The following is a 17,756-nucleotide window of genomic DNA, read 5'->3' on the forward strand; positions in this document are numbered from 1 at the left end:
CGCCGTCCCTTTGCCGGGCGGCGGCTTTTTTCATGGGGTGCCGGCCTTAGTTGGTCGTGTGCATGGGAGGCTGCGAGGGCTGGGCATCATGCGGCGTGGTCAGCCGGATGGCGCGCTCCTCCTCGCCATGGCTGGCATGCTCGCCATCCGCGCCCAGGCCCCCCTTCCAGCGCCGGACCACGCGCTGGAAGATCAGCGAGTTGGGAATCTGCAGCAGGTTGGGCGAGCCATCGGGCGCATGGGCATCCTGCAAGGTGGTGTAGAGCATGTTGATGTCGATCACGCGGCCCTTGGCACCGGGCTTTTCGGCCGTGTCCAGCACCTCGATGTAGTCGCCCAGGCGAAAGGGCCCGACGATGACGATGAGCAGGGCGCAGAACAGGTTGGACAGCACGCTCCAGGCCGCAAAGAAGGCCACGGCGCCCACGGTGGCAAAGCCGGTGAAGGCCGTCCACAGCACGGTGGCCGAGACGCCCAGGCGCTCCAGTACCAGCGGCACGGTGGCGGCGATGAGAATCCAGCGGAACACGCCGCGCAGCGGCACCAGCAGCTCCGGCGGCAGGCCGTAGTGCCTGCCCGCGCGTGCGATCAGCCGGCGAACCAGGCGATTGAGCAGCCAGGCCGCACCGATGATCAGCAGGATCTGGGCACCGGGGATGATGAACTCCAGCCAATCCTGCATCCAGGCGGGCAGGTGCGCTTGAAAACGACGCATAACTTCAAACATTCAGGAAACAGCAATCCGCATTCAGGACCCGGATGCGCGGCTTGCGCGCGCCCGGCATTGAGCTGCGATCGTAAGCGCAGGCGCAAGGCCCGGCAGTCAGGTGCGGCGCTGCTCCACCGTGTCCATCTGCATCTCGAAGCTGAAGAAGCGGTCGCGCCCCTGGGCCTTGGCCGCGTACAGGGCCTGGTCGGCGCGCATGAGCATGGCTTCGGCGCTGGTGTATTCGTCGGGGACGCAGGTGGTGATGCCGCCCGACAGCGTGAGGCCCGATTCATGGGGTGAGTCGGGGTGGCGTATGCGCAGCACGCGCAGCATCTGGCCCACGGCACGCGCGAACGTCATGGCCCCCGAGCGTGGCGTGCGCGGCAGGATGAGCGCGAATTCCTCGCCGCCATAGCGCGCCGCCACGTCACGCGGGCGCACGCAGACCTCGCGCAGCAGGCGGCCTATCTGTTTCAGGCATTCATCGCCATGCACATGGCCATAGGTGTCGTTGTAGCGCTTGAAATGGTCCAGGTCGCAGAGCATCAGCGTCAGCGGCTGGCCCTCGCGGCGGGCCGAGGCGATCTCGGCATGCAGGATGCGGTCGAAGCCTCGGCGGTTGACCAGGCCCGTGAGCTGGTCGAGCTCGACCATTTCGTTGAGCTTCTGGTTGGCCTCATGCAGCTCGGCCGACAGCGATACCAGGCGCCGGCGCATGTCCAGCAGGCGGCGCATGGCGCGCAGCTTGGCCACGAGCACGATGGGCTTGACGGGCTTGACCAGGTAGTCGTCGCCTCCGGCCTCGATGCCGCGCCACACGTCCAGGTCATTGTCCAGTCCGGACAGGAAGATGACGGGCGTCCACTCGCCGGGCTCGGCCTCGCGCAGCTGGCGGGCCACCCAGTAGCCGTCCTCGCCCGGCAGACGGATGTCGAGCAGCACGAGGTCGGGGCGCTGCTCGCGGAACAGTGCCAGGGCGCTGGGGCCATCGGCAGCCTCCAGCACGCGGGTCACGCCCGCATGCAGCAGCTCGCTGACCAGACTGGTGCGTACCGAGGCCTGGTCTTCCACGACCAGCACGCAAAACGGCGATGCCTCGTCCGTCGGCTTGGCGAAGCGCGCTCCGGTGGGCTCGATGGCGGGAGAGTCGGTGCTGTCGGTGGGCGAAGGTGGTGGGGCAGCGGGCATGGCCTTCAGGGTTGTGAGACCAGAAATGGGTCAGGGGGCTGCGCAGTACGCGGCATGGGGGTGGCGCCAGTGTAAGTCGGTCGTTGTATTCGTGTGCGATTGTGGATGCCCGGCTTTCTTCAGGCCAGGGGCAGGTCCGTGCGGGCCCGGCTGGCTTCGTCGTGCCATTGCACGAAGGCGTCGGCGGCCGCACACAGGCGTGGGTTGCCCAGTTGCTGCAGCAGCCTGCAAGCTGCAAAGCCCTGGGCTTTTTCGTCATAGGCAAGCGCCCACTGGCGGCGCTCTTGCCGCGTCTGCTCGGGCTGGGGCCAGCGGCGCAGCGAGGTGGACAGTCCGGTCAGGCCCATGCGCCAGGGCTTGCCCGATACGCGGGCGCGAAAGCACTGCTGGCGCTCGCACAGCAGGGCATAGAGCGGGTCCACCTGCAAGGCGTCGAACAACTGCGCGACGGCAGGGGCGTCGGGTGCGAAATCGGTATGCGTGACGATGACACGCAGGCCCTTGGGCGTTTCATAGACGCGCAGCCCCCAGTCGGCATGGCTTTGGTGGAAGGCCTGTACGCGCTCCATGGCGCGTGCGGACGGCGAGTCCGTGGCCGCGCGCCGGCGCGCCTGCCGCGCCTCCCACCAGCGCTGCACGCGCCGCATGGCCAGGAACAGCAGCAGCACGACCAGCGCTGTGGCCACCATCCTCGAATTGTTCTTGTGCGGTGCCAGCCGGGCCAGCCAGGTGGCGGCCGAAGCCAGCAAAAGCAGGGTCACGACGGGAAAGCGCACAGCGCTGGGCGGCTCGGGCAGGTCGATATCGGCGATGGCCACGCGCTCGGTGTTCAGGCAGTGGGCGCCGTAGCTGTTGCGTGTCATCACCGTGCCGTCGCGCCGCTGCAGGACCTCTTCGCGTATGGGGGTGCTGAAGCCGTCGAGCGCGTACTCGTTCTTCCATTCCATGCGCGGCTCGCCCGGGGGCAGCGCCGCATTGCGGGCGTCTTGCAGGGCCTTGGCGGCACGCTCCTGGGCGTGGGCCTGGGCAGCCTCCTGGCTGGTGTCGGACCATCCCCAGCGCTGGACGGTGATGCCGTGGGTGGGGCGGCTTTCATGCCGCAGGCGCGCCTGCGCCCAGTAGGTGGGGATGTGCATGGCGAGCCAGTATAGGGAAAAGCCGCCTGGCTCCCAAGGGAACGCAGGCGGCTTCAGTTGGCCATGCGCGCAGGCGCTGGATGCCGGGGGGTTACTGTTCGCGGCGCAGGGCGGGGAACAGGATCACGTCGCGGATGCTGGCGCTGTCGGTCAGCAGCATCATCAGGCGGTCGATGCCGATGCCGCAGCCGCCCGTGGGGGGCATGCCGTACTCGAGGGCACGCACGAAGTCGTGGTCGAAGTACATGGCTTCGTCGTCGCCGCCGTCCTTGGCCTGGACCTGGGCGTTGAAGCGCGCGGCCTGGTCCTCGGCGTCGTTGAGTTCGGAGAAGCCGTTGCCGAATTCACGGCCCGTGATGTACAGCTCGAAGCGCTCGGTGACTTCGGGGCGCTCGTCATTGGCGCGTGCCAGCGGCGAGATCTCGGTGGGGTGCTCCATGATGAAGGTGGGCTGCCAGAGCTTTTCCTCGACCACTTCCTCGAAGTACAGCACCTGCAGGCTGGCCAGGGTACGGGTGGACAGGCGGTCCTTTTCTTCCGTCATGCCCAGCTTGCGCAGGGCATTGGTCAGCCATTCGCGGTCGGCCACCTTGTCACCGGCTTCGGTGAACTTGACGATGGCCTCGGGAATGGTCAGGCGCTGGAAGGGCTGGGACAGGTCCACGGGCTTGCCTCCGTAGGTCAGCTGCAGCGTGCCCACGGCCTTTTGCGCGGCGTCGCGCACCAGTGCTTCGGTGTAGTCCATCAGGTCGCGGTAGTTCCAGTAGGCCGCGTAGAACTCCATCATGGTGAACTCGGGGTTGTGGCGCACCGAGATGCCTTCGTTGCGGAAGTTGCGGTTGATTTCGAACACGCGCTCGAAGCCGCCGACCACCAGGCGCTTGAGGTACAGCTCGGGCGCGATGCGCAGGTACATCTCCTGGTCCAGCGCGTTGTGGTGGGTGACGAAGGGCTTGGCGTTGGCGCCGCCGGGAATGGGATGCAGCATGGGCGTCTCCACTTCCAGGAAGCCATGCTCCACCATGAATTCGCGGATGCCCGAGACGGCCTTGCTGCGCGCGATGAAGCGGCGGCGGGCCTGCTCGTCCATCATCAGGTCCACGTAGCGCTGGCGCACCTTCTGCTCCAGATCGGCCATGCCGTGGAACTTGTCGGGCATGGGGCGCAGGCTCTTGGTGAGCAGGCGCAGCGTCTGCACCTTGACCGACAGCTCGCCGGTCTTGGTCTTCATCAGCGTGCCTTCGGCGCCCAGGATGTCGCCCAGGTCCCAGCGCTTGAAGGCCGCATAGACCTCCTCGCCCACGGTGTCGCGCGTGATGTACAGCTGGATGCGGCCGTGCGTGGGGCCCAGCGATCCGTCCTGGATGGTGGCGAAGCTGGCCTTGCCCATGACGCGCTTGAGCATCATGCGGCCGCCCAGGCTGACCTGCACGGATTCGGCGTCGAGCTGCTCGGCGCTCTTGTCGGCATGGGCCTGCTGCAGGGCCTCGGCGCGGTCGGCCGGCTTGAAGTCGTTGGGGAAGGCCACGCCGCCCTGTTCACGCACCTGTTCGCGCAGGGCCTTGAGTTTTTCGCGGCGCTCGGCGATGAGTTGGTTTTCGTCCTGGGGAGCGGTCTGGTCCGCTGCAGATGGTGTGTTGTGTTCGGTCATGACAATGAGCGCCAGCGCAAAACGCCGAGGGGCCGGAAAAAAGCCGGAGGGGGAAATCGGGGAAAGCCGAAAAAAAGCCAGGCGGGAAGGGCTGGAAAATGCAGCGGCAGCAGCAAATGCCACCGGCAGACCCCGCAGCTGGCGGGCTGAATCCGCGATTTTAAGTTTTTTGTCGCGCTTTCGGTGCGTGGTGCCGTCAATGTGCCGGACCTTGCTGCGGTATGACGCCGCAGGACCGCCAATTCGTCAGTGCGCGGCGGGCGGGGAGCCGGGCGCCGTCCCCTGCGAATTGCCTATGCCGCTGCGTTCCAGCACATCCGCCACCAGCTCCAGCCGCACCAGCGGGCTGTCCAAGGCCATCAGTTGCTGCTTGATGGACACGGGCAGGGGCAGCAGCTCGGTCCAGCGGTTGGCCACCCAGCCGCAGTCGCCCATCTGTTCGGCGCTGGGCAGCCGGGCATGGTCGGCGTCGGTGGATCGTGCGTGCAGCTGCATCAGCACCTGGGCCAGGGCCTGGGCCGTGGCGAGCAGGTGATCGGGGATGGGGACGGCGGCGTCGGCAGGCAGCATCTGCACATCGGCCACCCACAGGCCGTGGGGCAGCTGCCGGTGATCCTGCATGCGAAAGCGCTGCGTGCCCTCGCACTGCAGCTGCAGCAGGCCGGGCTGGGGCTGCTGCAGCTGGACGATGCGTGCCAGCGTGCCCACGGCATGCAGCTGCTCGGCGGCCGCACCGGCCTTGCGCACTTCGCTGCCGGCCTGCAATGCCACCACGCCGAAGGGGGCTCCCGTGCGCTCGCACTTGCGGATCATGTCGAGGTAGCGGACCTCGAAGACGCGAAGGCTCAGCAGGCCTTGGGGAAAAAGGACGCTGCCCAGGGGGAAAAGCGGCAGGGAGTGCAGTGCGGTATGGGCGGTCATGTGATGGGCGGGATGCGGCAGCTATCATCCCATGCTGTGCCAAGGCCGGCTGGCCGTGGTCCGATCTTCCTCTCGCAGTCCTACAACGCCATGCTTTTTCAGATCGTTTCCTTTTTGCTCGACGTGGTCGTTGGCCTGCTGACCGGCGTCTGCCTGTTGCGCATGTACATGCAGGCCCAGCGCATTCCCTTCGGCAACCCGGTCGGCCAACTGGTGTTTGCGCTGTCCGACTGGATCGTGATGCCGCTGCGCCGCGTCATCAAGCCGGCCGGGCGCTGGGACATGTCCAGCCTGATCGCGGCCTTCCTGCTGCAGATGCTGCAGTTCGTGCTGCTGTGGCTGCTGATGGGCGGGCAGTCCAATGTGCTCGCCCTGCCGTGGCTGGCCCTGTGCGGCCTGGCGCGCGTGGCGCTGTCGGGCATGGTGGGCGTGCTGCTGATCTATGTCATCTTGTCGTGGGTGCAGCCGCAGTCGCCGATGTACGGCGTGCTGCAGCGCCTGTCCGAGCCCATGCTGCGGCCCATTCGCCGCATCGTGCCCCTGATCGGCGGTATCGATCTGTCGGCACTGGTGGCTCTGGTACTGCTGCAGATCGCGCTGATGGTGTTGGGCTATATCCAGGGCTCGGGCCTGATGCTGCTGGCCTGATTTCCCCAGTTTCCCGGACGTGAAAAAGCCGCCGCAGGCACCCACCTGCGGCGGCTTTTTTGTGTCTGCGCGAGGCTTTACTGAACAGCGTCGGCCGGCAGGCGCTGCAGCATGGCAAGCGATGCTGCGATGCGGTCGCGCAGCTCGCGGCGGTCCACGATCATGTCCACGGCGCCCTTGTCCTGCAGGAACTCGGCGCGCTGGAAGCCTTCGGGCAGCTTCACGCGCACCGTGGTTTCGATCACGCGCGGACCGGCGAAGCCGACCAGGGTCTTGGGCTCGGCAATGACGATGTCTCCCACGAAGGCGAAGCTGGCGGAGACGCCGCCGAAGGTGGGATCGGTCAGCACCGAGACGTAGGGCAGGCCCTTCTTGGCCAGGCGCGTGAGCGCTGCATTGGCCTTGGCCATCTGCATCAGGCTCAGCAGGCCTTCCTGCATGCGCGCGCCGCCGGTGGCGGTGAAGCAGATGAAGGGGACCTTCTGCTCGATGGCGGTCTCGACGCCACGCACGAAGCGCTCGCCGACCACGGAGCCCATGGAGCCGCCCATGAATTCGAACTCGAAGCAGGCTGCGACCACGTTGACGCTCTTGATGGCGCCGCCCATGACGACCAGGGCATCGGTCTCGCCGGTGTTCTCCAGCGCTTCCTTGAGGCGCTCGGGGTACTTGCGGCTGTCCTTGAACTTCAGGGCGTCGACAGGAATGACTTCCTGGCCGATCTCATAGCGGCCTTCGGCATCCAGGAAATGGTTCAGGCGGGCGCGCGCGCCGATGCGGTGATGGTGGCTGCAGCTGGGGCAGACGTTCTGGTTTTTCTCCAGATCGGCCTTGTAGAGCACGGTCTCGCAGCTCGGGCACTTGATCCACAGACCTTCGGGGATCTGCTGGAGGCGATCCGTAGGGTTGGTTTGCTGGATTTTGGCAGGCAGGAGTTTTTCAAGCCAGGACATGGTGTTTCCTTTTCAGGCGCAGGGCATGCGGCACCGGGCCGCATGCAAGGGCTGCATTATGCGACCTACGCGTCGAGTGCCTTGCGCACGCCGCGCAGGAAGTCGATGGTCAGGGGGACGATCTTTTCGTGGGGCTGGCCGTCCAGCATCTCGATGATGCGGCTGCCGATCACCACCGCATCGGCCACGCGGCCGATGGCCTGTGCCGTGGCCGCGTCGCGGATGCCGAAGCCCACGCCCACGGGAATGCTCACATGCTCGCGGATGCGCGGCAGCATGGCTTCCACGGCTGCCGTGTCGAGCGCGCCCGAGCCGGTCACGCCCTTGAGCGAGACGTAGTAGACATAGCCGCTGGCCACGCGCGCCACCTGCTGCATGCGCTCGGTGGTGGACGTGGGTGCCAGCAGGAAGATGAGGTCCATGTCGCGCGCACGCAGTTGCGCGGCGAATGCCTCGCACTCCTCGGGCGGGTAGTCCACGATGAGCAGGCCGTCGACGCCGGCTTCGGCCGCATCGTCCACGAAGCGGTCCTTGCCGTGGATCTGGTCGTAGCGCTCCACCGGGTTGGCATAGCCCATCAGCACCACGGGCGTGGTCTGGTTTTTCTGGCGGAACTCGCGCACATAGGCCAGCACCTGCACCAGGCCCACGCCGTTGGCGATGGCACGGTCGCCAGCCTTCTGGATGGTGGGGCCGTCGGCCATGGGGTCGGAGAAGGGCACGCCCAGCTCGATCACATCGGCGCCAGCCTCCACCATGCCGTGCATCAGCGACGGCGTGATGGCCGCGAACGGGAAGCCCGCGGTGATGTAGGGGATCAGGGCCTTGCGGCCATCTTCCTGAAGTTTGGTGAAAGTCGTGGTGATGCGGCTCATTGAGCTGCTCCTCCCTTGACCGTGAGCCCGCGCATGGAGGGACGGTCGTAATAGTCGGCGCCCGAGAGATCGGCCACGGTGCCGATGTCCTTGTCGCCGCGACCGGACAGGTTCACGAGGATGGACTGGTCGGCGCGCATGGTCTTGGCCAGTTGCATGGCATAGGCCACGGCATGGCTGGACTCCAGGGCGGGAATGATGCCTTCGGTGCGGCACAGGTAGTGGAAGGCGTCCAAGGCCTCCTGGTCCGTGATGCCCACGTATTGGGCGCGGCCCAGTTCCTGCAGCCAGGCGTGCTCGGGGCCGACGCCGGGATAGTCAAGGCCGGCGCTGATGCTGTGCGTCTCGGTGATCTGGCCGTTCTCGTCCTGCAGGATGAAGGTGCGGTTGCCGTGCAGCACGCCGCTGCTGCCGCGCTGCAGCGAGGCCGAGTGCTTGCCGCTGTCCAGGCCCTCGCCCGCAGCCTCCACGCCGATCAGGCGCGTGTTCTCGAACGGGATGTAGGGGTGGAAGATGCCCATGGCATTGCTGCCGCCGCCCACGCAGGCGACCACGGCGTCGGGCTGGCGGTCGGCGCCCAGGAACTCGGGCATCTGCGTGAGGCATTCCTCGCCGATGACCTTCTGGAAGTCGCGCACCATAGCGGGATAGGGGTGGGGGCCGGCCACGGTGCCGATGATGTAGAAGGTGTTGTCCACGTTGGCCACCCAGTCGCGCATGGCCTCGTTGAGCGCATCCTTGAGCGTGCGGCTGCCCGATTCCACTGGCACCACGGTGGCGCCCAGCAGGCGCATGCGGTAGACGTTGGGGCTTTGGCGCTTCACGTCCTCGGAGCCCATGTAGACGATGCACTCGAGGCCGTAGCGCGCGCAGATGGTGGCCGTGGCCACGCCGTGCTGGCCGGCGCCCGTCTCGGCAATGATGCGGGGCTTGCCCATGCGCCGGGCGAGCATGGCCTGGCCGATCACGTTGTTGATCTTGTGCGCGCCCGTGTGGTTGAGGTCTTCGCGCTTGAGGTAGATCTGCGCGCCGCCCATCTCGTGCGACATGCGCGCCGCGTGGTAGACGGGCGAGGGGCGGCCGACGAAATGGGCCAGCTCGGACTGGAATTCGGCAACGAATTCCGGGTCGTTCTGGTACTTGGCGTAGGCGTCGCGCAGCTCGGTCAGAGCGTGTGTCAGGGTTTCGCTGGCAAAGCTGCCGCCGAAGCGGCCAAAGTGGCCAGATGCGTCAGGGTACTGGTATTCGAACATGGCTTGTCTGCAAAAGTTGGTCATCGGCCGCGCGCACGGCGGCGATGAATCGGTGTATCTTGCCGGCGTCCTTGATGCCCCTGAGGGGCTTGCCGTCGGGACCATCGGCCTCGACGCCGGAACTGACATCAACGGCCAGCGAGAGTCCTCGCGGGCGCACTTGCAAGATGCCATCGGTCACGTTTGCAGGCGTGAGTCCACCAGACAAAACGAGGTGAGAGGCGACGTTTGGTGGAAGGAGTGACCAATTGAATGCTTTTCCGCCACCACCATAGCCGTCGACATGGGCGTCGAGCAGTATGGCCTGGGCTTTCGAGTAACGCTGGGCATATTCTACGAGGTCGAAGCGCGCGGCGTCGGGACCAAGGGGAATGCGCGCGGCGCGCAGGAAGGCGCGGGTGCCGCCCGATGTGGCGGCAAGGCAGTCCTCGGGCGACTCGTCGCCGTGGAACTGCACGCAGGCGCCCGGGATGGCGGCGCAGGCGGCCATCACGTTGGCGGCGCTTTCATTGACGAACAGCAGCACCGGTGTCACGAAGGGCGGCAGGCGCCGCGCCAGCTCGGCGGCACGCTGCACCGTCACGGCGCGCGGGCTGGGGGCGTAGAGGACAAAGCCCACGGCGTCGGCGCCGGCGGCCACGGCTGCGTCCACATCCTGTTCGCGGGTGAGTCCGCAGATCTTGATTCGGGTGCGCTGCATGGGGGCTGAAGAATGGGGGAAGGCCTGCTCGTTCACGGGAGCCAATCATAGGCCGGGCTGCGCGAAGGAAGGCCCCATGAAGGATCGTATACGGGACCCAGGAAGTACAGGCCGTCCGGCGAGAAGGTGGGCGCGGCGGCATCGCGGGAGCGCGCCTCCAGCACCTGTTGCATCCACTGCGGCGCGTGTGTGCCCTGGCCTACGGCGAGCAGGCAGCCCATGATGTTGCGCACCATGTGGTGGAGGAAGGCGCTGCCCTCGAACTCGAATCGCCAGTAGCAGCATTCCATGGCTGCATCCCCGGGACGCATGGAGCTGGCCGCGGCCATCTGGGCGCCGTCGCCTGCCATGCGGCGGGTGATGGACAGGCGGTGCAGTGTCTTGACGGGGGATTTGGCCTGGCAACCCGATGCGCGGAAAGAGCTGAAATCGTGCTCTCCCAGCAGGTGCTGGGCGGCGGCCTGCATGGCGTCACCGTTGAGTGCATGGAACACCCAGCCCACACGCCCGGCCTCCACGCTGGGCCGCACGGGAGATTGCAGCAGCACATAGGCATAGCGCCTGGCTGTGGCGCAGGCACGTGAATGGAAGGAGTCGGGCACGGGCTGGGCCCATTGCACGGCGATGTCCGGCGGCAGGAAGGTGTTGGTGCCACGGACCCAGGAGAACGGGGCCCTGTCCAGCGGCGTGTCGAAGTGGACGACCTGCATGAGGCCGTGCACTCCGGCATCGGTGCGGCCCGCACAGAGGGTGTGGACCTCCTGAGCGGCAAAGCGGCCCAGGGCCGCTTCGAGATGGTCTTGAATGGTGTTGCCAGACAGCTGGCTTTGCCAGCCGCTGTAGCGCTGGCCGTTGTAGGCGACGCCGAGGGCTACGCGCATGGCGAGGCCTCCGGCATGGGTTGGGTGTGCATCAAGTTGTCAGTTTTCCATGGTGGCATGTACCACCCTGTCACGCGAAACCGGCACGCGGCGCCTGGGCAGGCGCCGTCGGGCTTCAGTCTATCTCGGCAAGGAGGCGCTGGGCTTTGGCCTTGAGATCGCCGTGGGCCTCGGAGATCACTTCCTCGATGAGTGTACGGGCTCCGTCGCTGTCGCCGATGGCATTGAATTCCTGGGCCAGGGCGAGCTTGGTGGCCAGCGGGTCCTCGGGCGCCGAAGGCGGCGTTGCGGCCGTGGGGGCGTCATTGCCCAGGTCCAGGGACAGGCTGCCCAGGTCGAATTCCAGCGATTCGGCCGGTTCTGGCTTGGCCTTGGCCGCCGTTTCCAGCACGCCGCCCGAATGCGCTGCTGCCGGCGCTTGGGCTGGCGCCTCGGTGCCCAGGTCTTCCAGGTTGAACTCCATGGCGTCCAGCGACAGCAGATCGGTACTGGCGTGGCTGTCGTCCGTGGTGGAGCCGGTCAGGGGCGAGGGTTCGGTGGCCGGGAAGCTGTCCGTGACCTGCCGTGTGACGGGCATGTCCAGCGGCAGCATCTCGGTCGGCTGCATGTCGCTCATGGCGCTGCTGTGGTTCAGGGCATCCGTCAGCGAGGCATGGGCCGTGGGCTGGAAGCCGGGCATGTCCAGCGATGCAGCAGGCGGCTCCACGCGGGGATCCATGCGAGGCGCCTCGCTTGCTGCGGGCTGCATGGGCTCCAGTGGTGCGCGCAGCGTGGGCTCCAGCGCAGCGAAGTCCTGTTCGCTGGGCATGGGGGCCGGAGCGGGCAGCGGGCTGGCGTGCTGCACGGGCAGGCTGGCGTCGGCCAGGCCGCCGGGCAGGTCCATGTTGAGGTCCATGTCCAGGTCCATGGGCAGGGTGGCAGGGCCTTCGCGGTGCGCCTCCATGTCCAGCGAGGCGGCCGCCAGTCCGGTAGCTGCCGCTGCGGCGCCGCCGGCAACGGCGGCAGCAGACAGGGGCGCGGCGCCGGCAGGCTGGTAGAGGGCGTTTTCCGGGTCCAGGATGCGGCCCTGGTCGGCCAGGCGCTGCCAGTCCACGCCCTTGCCCTGGGTCAGGCCGTGCAGGGTCTGCGCGACGGCCTCGAAGGCCTTGCGGTCATGGCGCTTGGCGTAGATGTCGGCCAGCTTCTGGTGCAGTGCGGTGCGGCTGGGATCGGTGCGCAGGGCTTCCTTGAGGATTTCCTCTGCCTGCAGGTCGCGGCCATAGGCCAGGTAGACATCGGCCTCGGCCACGGGGTCCACATCGCCGGCATCGAGCTGACTGGGCGAGTAGTGCATGGAGGTGCCCGACAGCTGGCTCGATGTGCCGGTATCCACGCGTTGGCCGCCACTGGCTCCAAAGAAGGAATCGGCCGCGAGCTGGCTGTCGCCAAAGGCGCTTTCGCTGGAGGCTGCGGCAGCGCGGCGGCGCTGCATGACGCGGTAGCCACCATAGCCCAGCAGCAGGGCCAGCAAGGCGGCGCCGGCCAGCGGGATGGTGGGATCTTCCATCAGCGTATCGATGAAGCTGGGCTCGGCGATCGGTGCGACGGGGGCGGGTGCCGGCTTGGGCTTCGGCGGCTCGGCAGGAGCGGGCGTGGCGGGCACGGCTTCTGCCGCGGGCGCTGCCGGGCCGGCAGCATTGGCTGCGGCGTCTGGAGCAGCAGCGGTGGCGGCAGCGGCCGCAGCGGCTGCATCGGCAGGCGCCGCCGGGGCCGGGGGCGTTGTCTGGGGCGCTGCAGCTTCAGGCGCTGCAGGCACGGTCGGCGCGCCCGGCACAGCCACGCCGTTTGCCGTGCCGCCGGCTGCCGAGGCAGGTGCTGCAGCAGCACCTTCGGCGGGCTTGGTGGCGGCGGCGATCTGGCTCAGCTCGGACATGTTGCGCTGCAGTTCGGCCGTGCGCGATGCCTGGTCGTCGGACTGCTTTTGCTTGGCCAGGCGCTCGTCTGCCTCCACGCCCTTGACAGCACCTTTGGACAGGGTGAGCTTGTCGGGTGCGGCGGTGGAGGGCTTGCGGTCTTCGACCTGGGCCTGGACGCTGCCCGATGCTTCACGATTGGCCGATGCCACGGGCGCGGCCGGTGCGGCGCTGGCCAGCTGGCGGCGGAACTGGTTGAAATCCCGGGACTGGGCTGCAACGATCTGGCGCGCCTCGCGCGGCGAGGTGGCCTGTGCCGTGGCCTCGTCAGGCACGGTGAGCACGGCGCCGGAGCGCATGCGGTTCACATTGCCGTTGATGAAGGCCTTGGGATTGGAGCGCAGCATGGCCACCAGCATCTGGTCCAGCGAAACGCCTGCGGGCAGGTGGGCGGCGGCAATGCGGCCGGCCGTGTCTCCGGTCTTGATGCGGACCTCGGATGCTTCGGACGGTGCCGGCGCTGCAGCAGCGCGCTCGCGGGCTGATGCGGTGCTCCGGCGCGGGGCTGCCGGAGCAGGGGCTGGACGGCTTTCCTCGGTGTTGCCTGCGGCAGCTGGCGAGGGGGCCGGCGCGGCGCGGCGCGGTGCGGCGCCCGGTTCGGGGGCGGAGGCCTGGGCTGCAGCCGTCACGGCAGGCGGCAGCTTTTGCAGGGTGGGCGGATCCAGCAGCAGGGTGTAGTTGCGCTGCAGGTTGCCCGAGGCCCAGCTGGCGTCGATCACCAGATCGACAAAGGGCTCGTTGACGGGCTGGGTGCTTGTGAGTCGCAGCACGGCCGATCCGTCCGCGCGACGCTGCACGCTGACGCGCACCTGGCTGGCCGTGGCGTTGTACTCCATGCCCTGGGTGCGGAAGACGCCGGGAGAGGCCACGCCCACGCGCAGGCCTTCGGCTTCAGCCGCCGTGATCTGGGGGATTTCGACTTCGGCACGCAAGGGCTCGCCCAGGGCCGATTGCACGTTCACCCGGCCCAGAGCCAGTGCCCAGGCCTCGGAGGCGGGCAGTGCGACCGAGACGACGGCCGCAGCGGCCAGCACAGAGAGTTTCCAACGATGCATAAAGCGTCAAACCTGTGTGGATGCAATTGGGCGGGCACTATTGTTATTGTGAGGATGCCCGCGTTTGCACATGTAATTGAAATTTACCCGGGGATAGATGGCACGCCATATACCAAGGTGCTTGGGTCGCATTGTCGGCCACGCTATAGGATCGCAAGCGTCTGGTTGCCGGTGAACGCTGCCAGTTGTTGTCGAACGGCAACGAGAAGAAACACAATGTATCTTCGGTGATTGTAGGCAACCGCCTACAGTCAGGGGACAAGAGACTTGGGCATTGTGCCCAATCGCACAGGGTTTAAAGCCGAAAAAAGCGCCATGTCCCGGGCCAGGACATGGCGCTTTTTGTGTTGGCTCAAGCCGGCGGTGCTCAGGCGGCCAGCAGGATGCGCAGCATGCGGCGCAGCGGCTCGGCGGCGCCCCACAGCAGTTGGTCGCCGATCACGAAGGCCGACAGGTATTCGGGGCCCATGTTCAGCTTGCGCACGCGGCCCACGCCGACTTCCAGGCCGCCGGTGATGGCGGCTGGCGTCAGTTCCTTGACGGTGATGGCGCGTTCATTGGGCACCCACTTCACCCAGGGGTTGCCGGACTTGATGATGGCTTCCAGCTCCTGCAGGGGCAGGTCCTTCTTGAGCTTGAGGGTCAGCGCCAGGCTGTGGCAGCGCATGGCGCCGATGCGCACGCACAGGCCGTCGACGGGAATGGTCTGCTCCGTGCCCAGGATCTTGTTGACCTCGGCCTGGCCCTTCCACTCTTCCTTGGACTGGCCGTTGTCCAGCTGTGCGTCGATCCAGGGGATCAGGCCGCCAGCCAGAGGCGCGCCGAAGAATTCGGTGGGCACATCGGTGCGGATGGTCTGGGCCACCTTGCGGTCGATATCCAGGATGGCGGAGGCGGGCGTGGCCAGCTCGTCGGACACGGCCGCATGCACCACGCCCATGCCCTTGAGCAGTTCGCGCATGTGGTTGGCGCCGCCACCGGAGGCTGCCTGGTAGGTCATGGAGCTGACCCATTCCACGAGACCGGCCTTGAACAGGCCGCCCAGCCCCATCAGCAGGATGGAGTTGGTGCAGTTGCCGCCAATCCAGTTCTTGCCGCCCGCGGCGAGCTTGGACTGGATCAGGCCTTCATTGACGGGGTCGAGCACGATGACGGCATCGCCTTCCATGCGCAGCGACGATGCGGCATCGATCCAGTGGCCCTTCCAGCCCGAGGCGCGCAGCTGGGGGAAGACTTCCTTGGTGTAGTCACCGCCCTGGCAGGTGATGATGATGTCGCACTTGGACAGCTCGGCAATGTCGTTGGCATTGCGCAGCTCGGTGTGGGTCTTCGCCATGGCCGGGGCCTTGCCGCCGGCGTTGGAGGTGGAGAAGAAAACGGGCTCGATCAGGTCGAAATCGCCCTCTGCCTGCATGCGGTCCATCAGCACGGAGCCGACCATGCCGCGCCAGCCCACCAGGCCTACCAATTGCTTGCTCATTTTTGAAACGCCCTTTCAGTGTGAAAACAGTGCTGGATCAAGACTGTTGTCGCCCGGCTCGTCTGGGCCAGGTGAGGGCGCACGACGAACCGGGCTGGGTCAGCCTTTGATTGTCGTAATGGTTGTGGATGTGATTGCGCGCACGGCCACACCAGCCTGGGCGGCGGGTGCAATGTTCAGCAGGAGGAACGGGCGGGCGGCAAACATAAGAGCAGTCATTCTAGCGAATACGCCAGGAAAGAGAATGTCTGTTTGATGAATATCTTCGTCGAAATGGCGAAAAGCAGACGTCTGTTTTGACGCTTTGCCAAGTTCTGGAAAATCCTGGTCAGGCAGGGCAGCCGCAAGCCCGGAGGCTCGCGGCTGTCGTGGACGTCAGGCCAGCGCGGCCACCACGGCATCGCCCATCTCGCGGGTGGAGACCTTGGTCGTGCCTTCGCTGTGGATGTCGGCCGTGCGCAGGCCCTGGGCCAGGACCTTTTGCACGGCGGCTTCGATACGCTGTGCAGCAGCCTCCTGGTTCAGCGAGAAGCGCAGCATCATCGCAGCCGACAGGATGGTGGCCAGCGGATTGGCAATGCCCTTGCCCGCAATGTCGGGGGCCGAGCCATGGCTGGGCTCGTACAGACCCTGGCCCTTGGCGTTGAGCGAGGCGGAGGGCAGCATGCCGATGGAGCCGGTGAGCATGGAGGCTTCATCGGACAGGATGTCGCCAAACATATTGCCCGTGACCACCACGTCGAAGCGCTTGGGCTCCTTGACCAGTTGCATGGCGGCGTTGTCCACGTACATGTGGTCCAGTTGCACGTCGGGGTACTGCTGGCCTACCTCGGTGACCACGTCCTTCCAGAACTGGAAGGTTTCCAGCACGTTGGCCTTGTCCACGCTGGTCACGCGCTTGCTGCGCTTTTGCGCGGCCTGGAAGGCCACGTGGGCGATGCGCTCGATTTCGGGCTTGGAGTAGCGCATGGTGTCGAAGGCTTCCTCGGCGCCGGGGAAGTGGCCGTCAGTGGCCACGCGGCGGCCGCGCGGCTGGCCGAAGTAGATGTCGCCGGTCAGCTCGCGGATGATGAGGATGTCCAGGCCTGCGACCAGTTCGGGCTTGAGGCTGGAGGCATGGGTCAGCTCCGCATAGCAGATGGCCGGGCGGAAGTTGGCAAACAGGCCCATGTGCTTGCGCAGGCCCAGGATGGCCTGCTCGGGGCGCAGCGGGCGGTCCAGCGTGTCGTACTTCCAGTCGCCCACGGCGCCGAACAGCACGGCGTCGGACTCCATGGCCAGCTTCAGCGTGGATTCGGGCAGCGGGTGGCCGGCAGCTTCGTAGGCAGCGCCGCCCACGGGGGCGGTCTGCATGTCGAAGTCCAGGCCCAGGGCGCCCAGCACCTTCACGGCTTCCGCAACGATTTCGGGGCCGATGCCATCACCGGGCAAGACTGCGATTTTCATGGTGTTCCTTTTGAGAGACTGTTCGGATGGTGGAAGGCCGCCGGCGGCTGGTTCAGCAACGCCTGCGGCCCATTGATGCGCGCAAGTGGAGATCGATCAGCGCTGCACCAGCGTGTGGGCCAGCCAGGGCTTGGTGGCCAGGCGCTCGGCCTCGTAGGCGCGGATCTTGTCGGCATGGCGCAGGGTCAGGCCGATGTCGTCAAAACCGTTGAGCAGGCAGTACTTGCGGAAGGCAATGACGTCGAAGGGGATCTCCTCGCCCTGCGGGCGCACGATCACCTGGCGGTCCAGGTCGATGGTCAGCTCGTAGCCGGGGAAGGCGGCGATCTCGTTGAACAGCATGTCGATCGTGGCTTCGGGCAGCACGATGGGCAGCAGGCCGTTCTTGAAGCAGTTGTTGAAGAAGATGTCGGCGAAGCTGGGTGCCAGGATGGCGCGAAAGCCGTACTGGTCCAGGGCCCAGGGCGCGTGCTCGCGGCTGGAGCCGCAGCCGAAGTTCTTGCGTGCGACCAGGATGGAGGCGCCCGCATAGCGCGGCTGATTGAGCACGAAGTCGGGGTTGGGCTTGCGCGAGGCCGGGTCCTGGCCGGGTTCGCCATGGTCCAGGTAGCGCCACTCGTCGAACAGGTTCACACCGAAGCCGGTCTTCTTGATCGACTTGAGGAACTGCTTGGGAATGATGGCGTCGGTGTCGACGTTCTCGCGGTCCATGGGGGCGACAAGGCCCTTGTGCACGGTGAATTGTTGCATGGCAGTATCGAATTCAGGGTTCAGCGGGCGGCGCGTTCGATGGCGCTGCCCGCGCTTTGCACGTCCTGGCCAATGCCCTTGACGGTATTGCAGGCGGCCAGGGTGAAGGCCAGGCCGATCAGGAGGATCGAGAAGGAAGGCTTCATGGTGTGCTGGCG

The 17,756-nt window shown here is 66.7% G+C and carries 16 protein-coding genes; 1 reads left to right on the forward strand and 15 read right to left on the reverse strand.

Annotated features, from left to right (window positions below):
- Window positions 1–46: 46 nt before the first annotated feature.
- From U6958_RS09090 to U6958_RS09110, 5 genes are all read right to left on the reverse strand, one after another.
- Entirely contained in the window at window positions 47–715 is a 669-nt protein-coding gene (locus U6958_RS09090) for a mechanosensitive ion channel family protein (RefSeq protein WP_174538860.1), read from the reverse strand.
- Between the two features lie 108 nt (window positions 716–823).
- Complete coding sequence (locus U6958_RS09095; RefSeq protein ID WP_016447776.1) at window positions 824–1,897, reverse strand: diguanylate cyclase domain-containing protein; 1,074 nt, start codon at window positions 1,895–1,897, stop codon at window positions 824–826.
- 119 nt (window positions 1,898–2,016) lie between these two features.
- Entirely contained in the window at window positions 2,017–3,033 is a 1,017-nt protein-coding gene (locus U6958_RS09100) for a hypothetical protein (protein WP_074921054.1), read from the reverse strand.
- A 91-nt stretch (window positions 3,034–3,124) separates the two neighbouring features.
- A complete protein-coding gene (gene lysS / locus U6958_RS09105) occupies window positions 3,125–4,684 on the reverse strand; it encodes a lysine--tRNA ligase (protein WP_016447774.1) in 1,560 nt (519 codons plus the stop codon).
- A gap of 246 nt (window positions 4,685–4,930) precedes the next feature.
- The gene (locus U6958_RS09110) at window positions 4,931–5,605 is read right to left on the reverse strand and encodes an LON peptidase substrate-binding domain-containing protein (RefSeq protein WP_074921053.1); all 675 of its coding nucleotides are present in this window, start codon (window positions 5,603–5,605) and stop codon (window positions 4,931–4,933) included.
- 90 nt (window positions 5,606–5,695) lie between these two features.
- Between U6958_RS09110 and U6958_RS09115 the strand changes: the two genes are divergently transcribed.
- Complete coding sequence (locus U6958_RS09115; protein ID WP_016447772.1) at window positions 5,696–6,253, forward strand: YggT family protein; 558 nt, start codon at window positions 5,696–5,698, stop codon at window positions 6,251–6,253.
- A 77-nt stretch (window positions 6,254–6,330) separates the two neighbouring features.
- Here the strand turns inward: U6958_RS09115 and accD are convergent, their stop codons facing one another.
- The 10 genes from accD to U6958_RS09165 all read right to left on the reverse strand — a co-directional run bounded on the left by accD (window position 6,331) and on the right by U6958_RS09165 (window position 17,744).
- Window positions 6,331–7,206: an acetyl-CoA carboxylase, carboxyltransferase subunit beta gene (gene accD / locus U6958_RS09120; protein WP_016447771.1), complete on the reverse strand. Its 876-nt coding sequence runs from the start codon at window positions 7,204–7,206 to the stop codon at window positions 6,331–6,333.
- Between the two features lie 65 nt (window positions 7,207–7,271).
- Window positions 7,272–8,081, reverse strand: a complete 810-nt coding sequence (gene trpA / locus U6958_RS09125; RefSeq protein WP_016447770.1) for a tryptophan synthase subunit alpha — start codon at window positions 8,079–8,081, stop codon at window positions 7,272–7,274.
- Window positions 8,078–9,334, reverse strand: a complete 1,257-nt coding sequence (trpB, locus tag U6958_RS09130; protein WP_074921052.1) for a tryptophan synthase subunit beta — start codon at window positions 9,332–9,334, stop codon at window positions 8,078–8,080. Before trpB ends, trpA begins: the two co-directional genes overlap by 4 nt.
- Window positions 9,312–10,034 (reverse strand): phosphoribosylanthranilate isomerase, encoded by a 723-nt coding sequence (locus tag U6958_RS09135; RefSeq protein ID WP_016447768.1) that lies wholly within the window; start codon window positions 10,032–10,034, stop codon window positions 9,312–9,314. Before U6958_RS09135 ends, trpB begins: the two co-directional genes overlap by 23 nt.
- 32 nt (window positions 10,035–10,066) lie before the next feature.
- Window positions 10,067–10,915 carry a tRNA pseudouridine(38-40) synthase TruA gene (gene truA, locus U6958_RS09140; protein WP_016447767.1) on the reverse strand — a complete coding sequence of 283 codons (849 nt, stop codon included), beginning with the start codon at window positions 10,913–10,915 and terminating at the stop codon, window positions 10,067–10,069.
- A gap of 115 nt (window positions 10,916–11,030) precedes the next feature.
- Complete coding sequence (locus U6958_RS09145; protein ID WP_208607036.1) at window positions 11,031–13,922, reverse strand: FimV/HubP family polar landmark protein; 2,892 nt, start codon at window positions 13,920–13,922, stop codon at window positions 11,031–11,033.
- Between the two features lie 367 nt (window positions 13,923–14,289).
- Window positions 14,290–15,402 carry an aspartate-semialdehyde dehydrogenase gene (gene asd, locus U6958_RS09150; RefSeq protein ID WP_074921050.1) on the reverse strand — a complete coding sequence of 371 codons (1,113 nt, stop codon included), beginning with the start codon at window positions 15,400–15,402 and terminating at the stop codon, window positions 14,290–14,292.
- A gap of 375 nt (window positions 15,403–15,777) precedes the next feature.
- On the reverse strand, window positions 15,778–16,848 hold the full coding sequence (leuB, locus tag U6958_RS09155; RefSeq protein WP_016447764.1) for a 3-isopropylmalate dehydrogenase: 1,071 nt from the start codon (window positions 16,846–16,848) through the stop codon (window positions 15,778–15,780).
- A 96-nt stretch (window positions 16,849–16,944) separates the two neighbouring features.
- The gene (gene leuD, locus U6958_RS09160) at window positions 16,945–17,598 is read right to left on the reverse strand and encodes a 3-isopropylmalate dehydratase small subunit (RefSeq protein WP_016447763.1); all 654 of its coding nucleotides are present in this window, start codon (window positions 17,596–17,598) and stop codon (window positions 16,945–16,947) included.
- 20 nt (window positions 17,599–17,618) lie between these two features.
- Window positions 17,619–17,744 carry an entericidin A/B family lipoprotein gene (locus tag U6958_RS09165; RefSeq protein WP_012207035.1) on the reverse strand — a complete coding sequence of 42 codons (126 nt, stop codon included), beginning with the start codon at window positions 17,742–17,744 and terminating at the stop codon, window positions 17,619–17,621.
- Window positions 17,745–17,756 lie beyond the last annotated feature (12 nt).

The sequence above is a fragment of the Delftia lacustris genome, assembly GCF_040267515.1.
GTDB lineage: Bacteria > Pseudomonadota > Gammaproteobacteria > Burkholderiales > Burkholderiaceae_C > Comamonas > Comamonas tsuruhatensis.